The organism is Myxococcales bacterium (assembly GCA_016703425.1).
Taxonomy (GTDB): Bacteria; Myxococcota_A; Polyangia; order Polyangiales; family Polyangiaceae; genus JADJCA01.
The window spans coordinates 1320922-1334226 of sequence record JADJCA010000001.1 but is presented as its reverse complement, the minus strand read 5'-3'; the positions used below and the strand labels follow the sequence as shown (position 1 = coordinate 1334226).

General features: G+C 67.3%; 11 protein-coding genes and 1 riboswitch. Of the genes, 8 read left to right on the top strand and 3 right to left on the bottom strand.

The window, feature by feature from the left end; all coding sequences use genetic code 11:
- The first annotated feature begins 9 nt into the window (after window positions 1-9).
- Both IPG50_05755 and IPG50_05750 read left to right on the top strand, forming a co-directional pair.
- On the top strand, window positions 10-1203 hold the full coding sequence (locus tag IPG50_05755; GenBank protein MBK6691697.1) for a DUF4234 domain-containing protein: 1194 nt from the start codon (window positions 10-12) through the stop codon (window positions 1201-1203).
- Between the two features lie 82 nt (window positions 1204-1285).
- Window positions 1286-1684, top strand: a complete 399-nt coding sequence (locus tag IPG50_05750; protein MBK6691696.1) for a DUF2752 domain-containing protein — start codon at window positions 1286-1288, stop codon at window positions 1682-1684.
- 12 nt (window positions 1685-1696) lie between these two features.
- Here IPG50_05750 and IPG50_05745 read toward each other — a convergent pair whose 3' ends face one another.
- The 3 genes from IPG50_05745 to IPG50_05735 all read right to left on the bottom strand — a co-directional run bounded on the left by IPG50_05745 (window position 1697) and on the right by IPG50_05735 (window position 6623).
- Entirely contained in the window at window positions 1697-4225 is a 2529-nt protein-coding gene (locus tag IPG50_05745) for a leucine-rich repeat domain-containing protein (protein ID MBK6691695.1), read from the bottom strand.
- Between the two features lie 212 nt (window positions 4226-4437).
- On the bottom strand, window positions 4438-5487 hold the full coding sequence (locus tag IPG50_05740; protein ID MBK6691694.1) for a hypothetical protein: 1050 nt from the start codon (window positions 5485-5487) through the stop codon (window positions 4438-4440).
- Between the two features lie 2 nt (window positions 5488-5489).
- Window positions 5490-6623 carry an AAA family ATPase gene (locus IPG50_05735; protein MBK6691693.1) on the bottom strand — a complete coding sequence of 378 codons (1134 nt, stop codon included), beginning with the start codon at window positions 6621-6623 and terminating at the stop codon, window positions 5490-5492.
- 222 nt (window positions 6624-6845) lie between these two features.
- Between IPG50_05735 and IPG50_05730 the strand changes: the two genes are divergently transcribed.
- The 6 genes from IPG50_05730 (at window position 6846) to IPG50_05705 (ending at window position 13302) form a co-directional block, all read left to right on the top strand.
- A complete protein-coding gene (locus IPG50_05730; protein ID MBK6691692.1) occupies window positions 6846-7406 on the top strand; it encodes an RNA polymerase sigma factor in 561 nt (186 codons plus the stop codon).
- A gap of 92 nt (window positions 7407-7498) precedes the next feature.
- Window positions 7499-8038, top strand: a complete 540-nt coding sequence (locus IPG50_05725; GenBank protein ID MBK6691691.1) for a DUF1109 family protein — start codon at window positions 7499-7501, stop codon at window positions 8036-8038.
- Window positions 8039-8219: 181 nt separating this feature from the next.
- On the top strand, window positions 8220-9326 hold the full coding sequence (ychF, locus tag IPG50_05720) for a redox-regulated ATPase YchF (GenBank protein MBK6691690.1): 1107 nt from the start codon (window positions 8220-8222) through the stop codon (window positions 9324-9326).
- A 26-nt stretch (window positions 9327-9352) separates the two neighbouring features.
- The gene (locus tag IPG50_05715) at window positions 9353-10357 is read left to right on the top strand and encodes a hypothetical protein (GenBank protein MBK6691689.1); all 1005 of its coding nucleotides are present in this window, start codon (window positions 9353-9355) and stop codon (window positions 10355-10357) included.
- 41 nt (window positions 10358-10398) lie between these two features.
- Window positions 10399-11619, top strand: a complete 1221-nt coding sequence (gene coaBC / locus IPG50_05710) for a bifunctional phosphopantothenoylcysteine decarboxylase/phosphopantothenate--cysteine ligase CoaBC (protein ID MBK6691688.1) — start codon at window positions 10399-10401, stop codon at window positions 11617-11619.
- 58 nt (window positions 11620-11677) lie between these two features.
- Window positions 11678-11857: riboswitch (cobalamin riboswitch) on the top strand.
- 59 nt (window positions 11858-11916) lie between these two features.
- Window positions 11917-13302, top strand: coding sequence for a hypothetical protein (locus IPG50_05705; protein MBK6691687.1), 1386 nt, complete (start codon window positions 11917-11919; stop codon window positions 13300-13302).
- The last annotated feature ends 3 nt before the right edge of the window (window positions 13303-13305 follow it).

Here is a 13305-nt window from a genome sequence, read left to right as displayed (position 1 = left end):
TCTCCTAACGTGTTCTGCCCCAACTGCGGCACCCAAAACCCCGAAACGGCGCAGACCTGCACCAAGTGCTCCTTCAACTTGAAGGGCGCCGCCGCCCCGAAGTTCAAGGGAACGATGCTCATGCAGCAGTCGCCGCACGCGGCTCCGCCGCCTGGCGCACCAGCGCCTGCTGCCGCGCCGGCTCCGATGCCGAGCAAGCTCAAAGGCACGATGGTGGGCGTCGCTCCGCCGATGCCAGGGTCCGCTCCCATGGGCCCGCCGCCGGCCGATCCGGGCTTCCCTCCGCCGGCTGCCTTCGGACCGCCTCCCGCGGCGCCGCCGCCCGTGGCACCCGAACACGCGGCCTTTGGCTCCGCGCAGGGCGTGAACCCGCTCGGCGGCACCATGGTCGCGCCCGATGGCTTCGGCTCACCGCCGCCCGGCGCGCCCGGTGGCTACGGCGCGCCGCCACAAGATCCCAACATGGGCGCCTACGGGGCGCCGCCGCAGCAAGGCTTCGGCGCGCCGCCGCAGCAAGGTTATGGGCCGCCGCCGGGACAGGCGGGCGGGTACGGCGCTCCGCCAGGCGCTCCCGGCGGATACGGTGCACCGCAAGGGCAGCCGGACTTTGGCCAGCAGGTCAACCAAGGGTTCAATCAAGCGACCGATGCCATCAACCAGGGCATCAACCAAGCGCTCGGGCCCCAGGGCGCCTACAACCAACCGGGCCAGCAGCCGGGCCAGCCGTATCAGCAGCCGTACGGAGCGGCTCCGGGCGCACAACCGGGTTATCCCGGCGGGCCGGGCGGCCCGATGGTTCCCGCCGGTGGCGGCCCCATGATGGGCGGCGGCGGTGGTGGCGGTGCTCCGGGCCAACACGGGCCCAAGGGTCAAGTCCGCAACCCCATCAACGTCTTGCTCATCGGCATCGTCACGTGCGGCATCTACCAGATGATCTGGTTCATCTCCGTGGCCAACGAGATGTCGGCCTACCTCGGTCGCGAAGAGCCGAGCTGGGTCAAGATCATGCTCCTTAGCACCGTGACGTGCGGCATCTACGCGATGTACTGGCAGATCGTGAAGTGCGGCGCGCTGATCCAAGAGATGCAGATGCGGGCCGGTCTCCCTAACCCGGAGAACAAGGGCATCATGTACATCGTGCCCTACTACAACGTGATCTTGATGCAGCAGGAGCTCAACAAGGTCTGGGAAAGCCCGATGTGAAAGCCGCGCGCTAGCGCGTGGTGCGGCCGCTTGGTCTGAGACCGGCGGCCGCTCTTCTTTTGTGGGTCATGATGAGCGCTTGATGGAGCCGCCGGCACCCAACGTCACACGTCGTCTCGCGGCACCGCTCGCCCTCGCCGCCGTCGCAGTGCTCGTGCTCTGGTTCCTTCCGTCCCCGTGCCCAATCCGATTTTTCCTCGGTGTGCCGTGCCCATCGTGCGGTCTTACCCGCGCGGCTCGTGCGGCGGCGCACCTCGACTTCCACGCGGCAACGCAGTTTCACCCGCTCTGGTTCGTCGTCTTTCCGGCGCTCGCCCTCTTCGCGGCGATCGAGATGGGGAGCTACGTCTGGCGTGGCCGCACCGCGGGCCTCGATCGAAGTCCCGTCGTGCAGCGTGTGTTCACGGCCATCCTCGCCGCGCTCGTCGTGCTGTGGATCGCGCGGTTCTTTGGCGCCTTCGGGGGCCCTGTCGACGTCTGAGTGCGCGCTCCGCTACTTGAGGCCCTTCACGCGGACGCCCTTCGCCTTGAGGTTGCTCGCCACCGCCTTGATGCGCTCGGCGTCGCCCAGCTCGGCGTATTCAAGATCGAGCACGCGTAGCGCCGGCAGCTCCGCCAGCCACTCGGGAAGCGAGCCCACCTTGCCGCTGGAGAGGTCGAGCTTCTCGAGCTTCGTCAGCGTTCGGAGGTCGTCGGGCAACGTGGCCAGGTGATGGGCGCTGAGGTTTAGCTCCTTGAGCGCCGTGAGCCTCCCGAGCCCCTCGGGGATCGACGAAAACGGAAGCGAACGCACGGGGTCGTAGCGCTCCGTCGAGACGTCGAGCGACGTCAGCGTCGTCATGCGAAAGAGCGCGACGGGAAACTCGCGGAGAAAATTCGAACCGACGGCGAGCGAACGAAGGTTCGTGAGCTGCGCGATGGCCTCGGGGACTGTCGTGAGGCGGTTGCGCGTCAGGTCCAACGTGACGAGGGCGGTCATGGAAAGCAGGGTCGGCGAGATTTCGGACAGGTGGCAGCCGGTGAGGTCCAGCGTCGACAGGCCCTTCAAGGTGGTGAGCGCGGCGGGCAACTCGTCTAGCTCGCTCGACGAGAGGTCAAGCGACGCGCCGCTGCGCAGCGCCTCGAGGGCCCGTGCGGCCAACGTCTCGTCCTTCTTCGCGGCCTCGAACAGGTAGGAGAAGCCGCGCCGGCTGGGCAAGAGGAGGAGCGCCAGCTTGACGGGATCGATGTCACCCTTCGCCTGGCGCGCCAGCGACTTGATTCGCGACCGCACCTTGGTTTCGCCGGACAGGTAGATGCTCGTGCGAGCGAAGATCTTCTTCACGGCGTCTTGGACGTGGTTCGGTGCATACTGCAAGAAAAGCTTCTTGGCGCCGTCGCGCGCCTTCTTCTCGAGCTCCGTGTTCTGCATCGCGAGGAAAAGCTCCTCCAAGACGCCCGCCGGCACGCCGCCGCGTTTCATCATCTCGAGGGCGACCTGCACGGTGGCAGCGTCCTTCGACATCAAGAGCTCGCCGAGCTTCGCGGCAGACTCGCCGCGAGGGGCCGGCGCGGCGCTGCCGGCTTCGCCTCGCTTTCCTTTGGTCGCAGCCTTTGGCCGCGGGTTGTCGGCCGCGAGGTGTCCCGGATCGACGGCGTCGAGGGCGTCGCGCAAGTGCTCCTCGAGGGCGAGCATGACCGTGCCCCCGACCAAGCCGTCGGCCTTCCCTTTGGCCTGCTCCCCGACGATCACGGCCACGGTTTCAGGGGACACGTTCCGGGCCAGCGCCATGCCGCGTCGTGCGAGCCGCTCTGAGAGGACCGCACGGTCCATGAGGAGCTTGCCGAGGACAACGACGCTGGCGCCCTCGCGCAGCGGAACGGTGACAGCGCCGAGCCTCTTCGCGAGGAGCCGCAGCGCGAAACTCCTCACCTGTCCGACGTTGCTGTCGAGCGCCGACACGAGCGGGCCGATGCCTTCGGCGGCCCGCGCGAGGGCGACCTTCTCGTTCTGCAAGAGAAGCGCGATGTGCAGCATCCTCGTTGCGTGATCCGGCTTCGCCTTCGCGAAGCCACCGAGGAGACTGTTCACCTGCGCCATTTGGTACTTCTTGCCGAGGCCGCTGTCGTAAAACGAGAGCTCGCGCAACGACGGCATCGCCAGGATTTCATCTGGCAAGACCTTCATCGAGGCGTTCCAGTTCACCTTGAGCTTGCGGAGCTTCGTGAGCTCGGTGACCCATACGGGCACTTCCTTGAACTGTGAGAAGTGGATGTCGAGGACCTCGAGGTTCTTGAGCGTGCGGATCCCCTCGGGAAAGGTCTTCACGCCGCGGACTTCGAGGTTCTTGACTTGATCCGGCGTGGCCAACGCTGCGTCGAGGTCGTCCCACTCGGGCGGATCCATGTGCGCGAAGACCGCTTCGAAGCGCGGATGGCTCCGGAGCGGCGCCAGTAGCTTCTCGTCGCGGACGTTCTCGAGGTTGTCGTAGTTGTGCGCCTTCGCGTTCTCGATCTGCGAGAGCGCACCCTCGTGGTCGCCAAGCTCGAAGAGCACGCACGCGGCGTTGAAATAGATGGCCGGGTTCCGCGGCCCGTGGGGGAGGCACGCCTCGAGGTAGCGCGCCGCGCGCTCCGGCTGCGTGCCAAGCTTGCTGTTGTCGTTCTGGATGACCCAGAGCGCGTTGCAATAGACCTCCTTCGGGAGGTCGGAGAACTCCAGCAGATCGTCAAAGAGGATCGCGGCATCGGCCGGTCGACCACGCTGCATCCACTCCACGGCGACGACGTGAACGAGCCCCGACAGCGGCCCCTTGATCGACGGGCCCGCCCCGAGTGAATAGGACGGGGCCCGATTGCGATGAGGGCAAGCGTTCAAGAGGGAGCGCCGCTCGTCGGCCGTGAGCGCGAGCCACGTCTCGCCGTGGGCCTTGACCGACGAGTCGAAGCCTTCGAGCGCGCCATGGCCCGTGGTGGCCATCGCAGCGCGGAGCGACGCAAGGCTTCGGAACGGGTTTTCGTCGGTCTCCGAGTGTGTCCCCATGATCATTCCTGGTGGTGGGTTAGGCGCCCGCGGTTCGTGAGAGCTTGACGCGCCGGCCCGGCAAGTGCGTCGCCTCAAGAACGTCGTGCCCGTCGCGCGTCAGCACCCAGAGCATGGGCATACGTGTTCTCGTCGTCGGCTCGGGAGCGTGGCCGTCGGTGAAGTAGATGAGCGCGTCGGGCCGAAGCGCGTTGGCGCGCGCGATGGCCGGATCAAAGGCGGTTCCGCCGCGCCCCGTGGCGGCCTTGGGCGGCGTGCCGCGGTACTCGTACTCGCGGGTCACGGTGGCGTCGGCCTCGAGGATCGTCACCGAGGCGCCGCGCCGCCACATCGCGTGGATCTCTGAGAAGAAGACCGCAATGTCTTCCGCCGGCACGCTCCCCGAGGTGTCGACGGCCACGACGAGCTTGGTCCGCCGCTTGACGCGAATGCCGGGACAGGTGCCGTAGCGCTTGGAGGCGCGCGAGATCGTGTTCTTGAGGTACGTGCGCTCGCTCGACGCGCCGAAGAGCCTTAGGACGCGGCGCCAGGGGACCTCGCTGCGCTTGTCGATGAGGTGCTCCAAGAGTTCTTGAAACGACCCCGGCATGCGGCCCCAATTGCGGCACCGCGCCCGCTTGACGGTCGCCTCCACGAGGGCGTCGACGTTGGCGTCGAGGACCGAGAGGGCAGGGGACGGCAGGTTGGCGAAAGGCGCGCCACGACCCGTGAGAGCGGCACGCCTCCGAATCGCGCAAGAAATCGCGCAATGCGCGTTCCGGTGAGGAGGCGTCACCGCGACCGTCGCCGTCGCCAGCCTCGCCGGAGCACGCTCCGCCGTCGCACGCGCAGCGTTCGTAAAGCGGCAAGAGCGCCGCGTAGTAATGATCCGCCGTTTGGTTGGGCAGAAGGCCGGGAAACATCGCGAGCGTAAAGGCGCCTTCGAGGTGGGTCGTGTCGATGTACTGGTTGACGACGAGGTCGCAGGCGAGGCCGTAGAGCTCTAGGAGCGCGAAGCTCCGCGCCCGGAGCGGGTGCTTGAGCGTCAGGTGGAGCAGCTCGTGCTTCAGCGCCGCCTTGCGCGCTGCCGGAGAGAGCGTCTGCCAGCGCGCCGCGCCGACCTCGATGCGTGCGAGGTGCGCCGACGGCGAGAGCCTCGCGGCAAAATCGCCGGCCACGGCGAGCCGCAAGGTGCCGACCAAGAGGTGACCGAAATAGGGTTCGCCGATGAGGAGCTCTCGCGAGAGATCGTCGACGTTCTTGCGGATCGCGTCGGCGTCCATCGCTACTTCGACGAGGCCAAGCGGAGGAGCAGCTTCGCGACGTCCGGGTCGCCCATGATCTTGGCGATGCCCTTCTTGGCGTCGAGGAGGCTCAGATCCTGCGCGAGGGCGAGGCGCATGTCTTCGGGGAGCATCGGAAGCTTGACGAAATCGCGGAGATTTTGGAGCTCTTTGTCGGGGAGCGCGCCCTTCCTGAGCGTGAGGTGGTTGACCAAGCGCGTGCAGATGGCGGCGAGCATGTCGACGCGCTTGACGTCTCGGTCGACGAGCCGCCCGAGGCGGGCGGCGACGGTCTCGAGCTTCTTCGCTCCGAGAATGTCCTCCGGTGACACGAGGTCTTCGAGGTTCTGGTTTACGAAGGCGATGAACGTCGAAACGGTCGCTTTGTCGAGGCACGATTCACCGAGGATGGTGACGAGGTCGACCTCCTTCTTCAGGTCAGCGATGCCCGCGATGCGATCGAAGAACTGAACGAGGGTGCGCGGCGTGGTTCGCTCGCCGGTCACCGTCTCCGGGTACGTGAGGACGAAGGCGATCCCGCGCGGATCGACACCGGTTCGTTCAGCCCAAGCGGCCCAGCGCTTCACGTCGAAGCGGAGCGTGACGTGGAGCATGCGCGTGAGCATCGCGTCGTCCATCGGCGTCACCGAGTAGTCGCCACCGTCGGGGTTGGCGGTGAGCACGATCTGCCAGCCCGAGGGCAGTTTCCACCCGGCCAGCTCGTGATTTTGAAGGAGCTGCATGAGGCCGCGGAGGATGCGGTCGTCGGCGCGGTTTACGTCGTCGATGAGGAGCACCCCGGGCCCTTCGCGACGTGGCACCCACTCGGGCGGCGCCATGCGCGTAGCCTTGCCGTCGTCCACGACGACGGGCATGCCCATGAGGTCGCCCATCTCTTCGAACTGAGCCGGTGCGATGGCGACAAACTCGGCTCCGCGCGAGCGGGCGAGGCTCTCGACAACTTCGGTCTTGCCGATCCCATGGCGACCCCAAATGCAGACCGGCGTCTTGCGGCGACCGTCGGCCTCGAGCTTGTCGTTCACGGTCATCGTGTGGGCGAGGAAGCGCTCCAGCTCCGCCGTGTCACACGCCGTGCCGTAGTAGACGTAGTCGAAGGCTTCCTTCTTCTTGCTCATGGATTCGCGAGCATAGAGCCGCGCGGCTGCTGTGCCCTAGGGGCCAAAGTGGACTTGCGCGGGCCGGGGCGGCAAAAGGGGCCGTGCCTACGTAACTGGGGGTCCCGTGGTGCGTAGGACCCAAGCGTGCTCGCCTCCCTCTCCTCCCGCGTGTCGTCTGGGGCACCTTCCGGCGCACCCTTGCTGGCGTGGACCGCGTCGCACCGTGTAGGTTGGGCGCCCGTGACCGTCGCCGATCCCGTAAGCCGAGCGATGTCGCGCTACGCGGCGGGCGACGACGCGGCCTTCGCGGCGGTCTACGATGGCCTCGCTTCACGGCTCTTTGCGTACCTGCATCGGCTCGCGCGGAGGTCTGCCGATGCGGAAGACATGCTTCAGCAGACGTTCCTCCGAATGCACGACGCGCGGTCGCGTTTCCGCCACGACGCCGACGTCGTGCCTTGGGCCTATGCCATCGCGCGGCGCATCTTTCTCGACCATGCGCGCAAGGCCAACCGCTTCGTTCCCTCTGGTGACCTCGAAGCTGACGGTCACGCGCCGCCGAGCCCAACGCCCGACGCGGAGGCGGTCTTCGCAGCCATCGAGCTTTCGGCCGTAGCTCGCGCCGAACTCGAGGCGATGCAGCCGATCTTGCGCGAGGCCTTCCTGCTCGTGCGCGAGGAAGGCCTCTCGATGGCCCAGGCGGCCGATGTTCTGGGCATCTCCGTTGCTGCCACCAAGCTTCGTGCGCATCGGGCGTACGAGCGGCTGCGTGAGGTCCTCGCTGCGGAAGGTGTGAAATGAGCGACCCGACCTCTGCACTCCGAGACCGTGTCCTTTCGGCGGCGCGAGAACGATCCTCGCCAACGCGTCGTGAGCTCGCTAGGCGGCGCGCGGTGGCCGGCGCGGTGACCCTGTCTTGGGCAGCGCTCATCGCCCTCGTGATGGGACATGGAGCCGAGCTGGCTGCCGGCCTCGCCCTTACGACTGTGTGGGCTCTGGGCCTCCTCGTGAGCTACGTCGTGCTGTTTCGATTCCCCGGCCGAACGACCGGCGCGCCGCGCGCCGTGAGCACCGCCGTTGGGCTCGCCCTTGGGCTCGTCGTGACGGTTGCGGCGGCGGTCGTCACGCAGCTCCGGGGCCTGACCGACGCCGGTGAAGGGCATCACGTCGCTTGCTTCGGCATCAGCTTGGTCGTCGCCGTGGGCCCGATGGCGGCATTCTTGGCGACGGAGCGCGGCGCTGAGCCGGTGGCGCCGACGTCGCGGGGCGCCGCGTTGGGGGCTTTCGCGGGCGCCGCCGCTGGGCTCGCGATGTGCTTCGTGTGCAGCCACGTCGACCCCGTGCACATGCTCGCGGGGCACGTGACGGCGCTCTTCGTGAGTGTTGCGGTCGGCGCGGTCCTCGGTCAGCGCTTGCTCGCGATGCGTGGCTAGTGTGGCGGATGCCCCGTGCCACGGGGCGGGACGGCTAGCGTCGGCCCCTAACGGGCGCACGCGGCGAGGGCTCCCTCGCCCGCTTGCTTCGCGGCCCCCGCCAAAGTAACGAAAAGACGGGCTTGGCACCGCGGGGCCCACTTTCCCGAACACCTCATCGACTCCCTGAAAGCAACGCTCCATGGGCCTCTCCGTCGGCATCGTCGGCCTCCCCAACGTGGGAAAATCCACACTCTTCAACTCGCTCTCGTCGGCCAAGGCCGAGGCGGCCAACTACCCGTTTTGCACCATCGAGCCGAACGTCGGCGTCGTCATCGTCCCGGATTCGCGCCTCCAGGCCCTCGACACCGTTGTGCACGCCGACAAGATCGTCCCGACGTCGATTCAGTTCGTCGACATCGCTGGGCTGGTGCGCGGCGCCCACAAGGGAGAGGGGCTCGGCAATCAGTTCCTCTCACACATTCGTGAGGTCGACGCGATCGTGCAGGTCGCGCGCTGCTTCGAAGACTCGAACATCGTTCACGTCGAGAACCGCGTCGATCCGGTCGGCGACATCGCCACCGTGACGATGGAGCTGTGCCTCAAGGATCTCGAGACCGTCAACAAGCGCCTCGACCGAGCTCGGAAGTCTTCGAAGGGCGGCGACGCCAAGGAGAAGCTCGCCTTCGAGGTTTGCGACATGCTCGTGAAGCACCTCGACGCGGGCACACCGGCACGGACCTTCAAGCTCCCCGACAACGTCGACGCCTTGGCCATCGTCAAGGAGATGCACCTCCTCACGTTCAAGCCGAGCTTCTACGTCGCCAACGTCGACGAGGGGTCGCTGGCCAACCTCGAGAAGAACGCTCACTTCATGGCCCTCAAGAAACACGCCGACGCCGAGGGTGCGCCCCTCGTGCCGGTCTGCGCGGCCCTTGAGGAGCAGATCGCCCAGCTCGAGCCGCAGGACCGGCCCGAGTTCTTGGAGAGCGCCGGTCTCAAGGAGCCGGGGCTGCATGCGGTCATTCGAGCCGGCTACGAGATCCTAAAGCTGCAGACGTTCTTCACCGCTGGCAAAGTGGAGGTGCGCGCCTGGACGACGCGCATCGGCGCCAAGGCGCCGGAAGCGGCTGGCGTGATTCACACCGACTTCGAGAAGGGCTTCATTAAGGCGGAGGTCATTTGGTGGGAGGACTTCGTCAAGCTCGGCGGCGAAGCCAAGTGCCGCGATGCAGGCAAGATCGGCATCGAGGGCAAGGACTACGTCATGCGCGACGGCGACGTGGTCCACTTCCGCTTCAACGTATGAGAACGACGAGAGCCACGCGAGCCTCCATGGCGCTGGTCGCGCTCGTCCTCGCCGTGACGTTGTCGGGGTGCTTGTGCGCCCGGGGAACGGTGAACTCGAGCGACTCGCTGAGGTGGTGGCTCTTTTCGAACTTTGGGGCTCAGCGCGTCTGCCCTGAGATGCAGAAGCGCGGCGTGCCGCTAAAGCTCGCCATCGTCGGACCCAACGCCGTCGGTCGCTTCTTTCCGGCGCAGTGCGGCGTGCGCGTCAACGACGCCGAGCGCACCATCGTGGTCGACGTGACCGGCAGCGGCTACGCCGTCTTGCCGGTGACGCGTCGCGTGGGCTTCTATGCGGGCCTCAGCGTCGAGTACTCGATGGACTTCCGTCTCGAGAGCGACGCGACTTACGTTTGGGGTCGCTTCCGACGGCTCGCGGCGCCGCCGGACCTCCGCCTCTTGGGCGTCGAGAATGCCGTCGTCAACCTGGCCACGCAGACGCCGCTCGGCGACCTCGCCACACTGCTGGGTCGCGGCATCGTAGAAGGCGAGCTCGCCCGCGGCTTCACCGTCGTCAGGCTCGACGACGGCGACGACTTCACGATGGGACACCTGGAGCCGCCGGAGCGTCCGAAGCGATTCTTCTCGAGCGGTAAGGATCGTGTCGTGCTTGCCAGCGATCAGACCGAGCTGCGCGCCTCATCGCGCGACTACCTGGGCCCCTTCGAGGTGGCCCAGAAGGACGCCTCGATGACGGTGCGCTTGCGAGTCGCCGGGGCGCCAGCCGACTTCTTCCTCGTGGACAAGGCCCTCGGCGATGCATGGCGGCAGCCGTACGAGGCCGCGCGCCCCATCGGCCCACCGCCGGGCCCGCCGTTGACCTACGGGCAAGCGCCGCCGGGAGAGACTGTTCGCAGCTTCCCGCTCAATCCTGGCTACTACTACCTCGTCGTGGAAAATCGGGCGCCGGCGCCGGTCGCGGCCTTTGGCGTGTCGCTGCCGTTCGAGACGATCTCTACTGTCGCTTACAACGTCGAGCTCGGCAGCCGCTGATCGGGAGCCTCTGATCGATAAGGAATGTATGCTCCGGGGCGATGGACTCGCTTCGTGGTCGTACCGTGGCGCTCGTCGTGACCGGCAGCATCGCGGCGTACAAGGCTGCCGAGGTTGCCCGCCTCCTCGTGAAGGCAGGCGCGACGGTGCTTCCCGTGATGACGAAAGCCGCGACGGAGTTCTTGGGGGCCACGACGCTCTCGGGGATCACCGGCCACGCAGCCGCCATCGACATGTGGGACAAGGCCGTTTCTGGCGAGCTGCATGTCACGCTCGCCTCGCGCGCCGACGTGGTTTGCGTCGCGCCGGCGACGGCCGACTCGCTGTCGCGTTTCGCTCACGGACGCGCCGACGACCTCGTCGCCGCGCTCGTGCTCTGTGCGCGCGGGCCCGTCGTCGTGGCGCCCGCGATGCATCCGCGCATGTGGGACCACCCGGCGACGGCGCTCAACGTGCGCGCCCTTGAGCAGCAGGGGCGCGTGCGGCTCGTGGGACCCGTCGTGGGTGAGGTCGCGAGCGGCGAGCACGGCATGGGGCGCATGGCTGCCCCGGAAGACATCGTCTCCGCCGTGGCGGCGGCGTTGGGGCCACCGACGAAGCGTGACCTCGCGGGCAAGCGGATCGTCGTGACGGCCGGGCCCACCGTCGAGGATCTCGACCCGGTGCGTTTCCTCGGAAATCGTTCGACCGGAAAAATGGGGTTCGCCGTGGCGGCCCGCGCGGCCGCCCGCGGCGCTGTCGTCACGCTCATCGCGGGGCCGGTCAATCTAACGACGCCGCCCGACGTGCGTCGCACCGATGTGCGTCGAGCGCTCGACATGCAAGCCGCCCTGGCGGCGACGCTTGGTCCATCGCTCGACGGCGCCGACGCCCTCGTGATGACGGCGGCCGTGGCCGACTATCGTCCGAGGGTGCCCTCAGACCGCAAGCTGAAGAAGGAAGACGACCACGCCATCTTGGAGCTTCAGAAGAACCCCGACCTGCTCGCAGAAGTGGGCGCACGCCGAGCGCGAAAGACTCCGGTGCTCGTGGGCTTCGCCGTAGAGACCGGTGCGCCCGACGAGGTCGCGGCGTACGCGCGCAAGAAGCTCGCAGCGAAGAAGGTCGATCTCGTGGTGGCGAACGCCGCCGCCGACGCCTTCGGGGCCGACGAAAACGTGGCGATCTTCGTCACGGCGGAAGGAGATGAGCCGCTCGGCAAGATGCCAAAGGCCACGCTCGCCGACCGCATTCTCGACTTTGTCGTGGCCAAGCTTGCTTGAGTCGTGGGCATGGACACTGCTGCAAGCATCGAGTAACGCTGGCCGCTCGCGCGTGTCGATGGGAAGCCGGTGTGACTCCGGCACGGCCCCCGCCACGGTAACCGGGGACAATCTCGAGCAACGCCACTGAGGGCCTCCGCGGACATGTCCCGCGTCGGCAGCCGAACCCGCGCCAAACCAGCGGGGGGAGCACCTTGGGAAGGGCTCGAGGGAGGATGAACCGGGAGTCCGGAGACCGGGCACGCGCGGTGCAGTGAACACCCAAAGCCGCGCGTGGGGCGCGGCCGGAGTCGAAAAATGAAGCTGATTTTGGTAGCGACCGCGTCGCTGTCGTTGGGCGTGTTTGGTTTCATGGCCGGTTGCGACGAAGGCGAGGATTTCGAGCTCAAGGAGTCCGACGGCGGCGCCGCTGCCGATGGCTCCGTCGTCGACGCGGCGGCCAAGGCCGACGGCAGCGTGAGCCTCACGGATGGCGGCGCCGTCGACGGTGGCGCTGACGCCAACGGCGATGCGCAAGCGAAGAGTCCCTGGGTCTTGGTGTCCGTCAACGGAGCCACCTCGAGCGAGCTCGTGGCGATGCGCATCAACGACGGCAACGTCGCCGGCCGCCTCGGGTACGACGGCTTTATAGGTCTCACGACCATCGACTCGACGGGCCGCCCATTCCTGCTTCAGCAGCAGATCGATCGCGTCGTCGAGCTCGATCCGCTTGAACCATGGAAGGCTCGCGCCAGTTGGGACGTGAAGCTCAGCGACAGGGCCGACGGTGGGAGTAGCTACGCCGACCCGGTGGCGATTGTGCCCGCGACGCCCGGGAAGGCGTACGTGCTCCGCTTCAACCGCAATCGGATCGCCGTCATCGACGACACCGTCAAGGGGGATGCGTCGGCGCCCATCAAGACCGTCGATCTGACGCCGTTCTTCGACCCGACGGACACCGATACGTCGGTCGATCCCATCGCCGCGGCTTATGTTGACGGCAAGATCTACGTCTTGCTCGCGAACCTCGATCTCAACAACGTTGACCCCAAGGGGTACTTCACCATTTGCACGACGCAGAAGCCGAAGCTCGTGGTGCTCGATCCAACGACGGACACTTTCCAGACGGCGTTCGCCGCCGACGCGGGGGCGCCGGCCGACGCGGGGCCCGACGGTGGTGACGCTGGCAACAGCGCCGTTAGTGTCGCCCTTCAAGGGTTCAATCCGATCTTCGGCGGGCTCGTTCACGATCCATCGCGCCATCGGCTCTTGGTCGTCCACGGGGGCTGCAACTCGCAGCTCGGCGACGGCGGCAAGGGCCCCGTCGAGCGTCGCCAGGTCGACGCCATCGACTTGACGACCGGCGCCGTGAGCAAGGTGCTCGACTTGAACGCCGAGGGTTTCCCGAGCGCCATCGTGCGATCGAGCAGCGATGAGCTGATCCTCGGCTTCGACTTCTACTCGGCGCGACGCTGGTCCGTCACCTCGTCGTCGTTGGGTGGCGCGTTGCCCGATGGCCTTACGGCCATCGCCGCCGACGGCAAGGGCAAGGCCTTCGGCGTCGTCAACACGTCGTTCGTCGACGGCGGGAGCGCGAAGGAGCTCGTAGAGATGCCGCTCGACGGCGGCGCCTCACGCGTCCTTGGCGTCGTGCCCGAAGCCGGCGGCTTCGTCGGCGCCGCCGACTACTTCGCTTCGCCCTAACGA

Bases quoted from the DNA above. Each gene is read 5' to 3' on its own strand.
- IPG50_05750 (MBK6691696.1), top strand. From the start codon at position 1,286: ATGGAGCCGCCGGCACCCAACGTCACACGTCGTCTCGCGGCACCGCTC.
- IPG50_05745 (MBK6691695.1), bottom strand. From the start codon at position 4,225: ATGGGGACACACTCGGAGACCGACGAAAACCCGTTCCGAAGCCTTGCG.
- IPG50_05740 (MBK6691694.1), bottom strand. From the start codon at position 5,487: ATGGACGCCGACGCGATCCGCAAGAACGTCGACGATCTCTCGCGAGAG.
- IPG50_05735 (MBK6691693.1), bottom strand. From the start codon at position 6,623: ATGAGCAAGAAGAAGGAAGCCTTCGACTACGTCTACTACGGCACGGCG.
- ychF (MBK6691690.1), top strand. From the start codon at position 8,220: ATGGGCCTCTCCGTCGGCATCGTCGGCCTCCCCAACGTGGGAAAATCC.
- IPG50_05715 (MBK6691689.1), top strand. From the start codon at position 9,353: ATGGCGCTGGTCGCGCTCGTCCTCGCCGTGACGTTGTCGGGGTGCTTG.
- coaBC (MBK6691688.1), top strand. From the start codon at position 10,399: ATGGACTCGCTTCGTGGTCGTACCGTGGCGCTCGTCGTGACCGGCAGC.
- IPG50_05705 (MBK6691687.1), top strand. From the start codon at position 11,917: ATGAAGCTGATTTTGGTAGCGACCGCGTCGCTGTCGTTGGGCGTGTTT.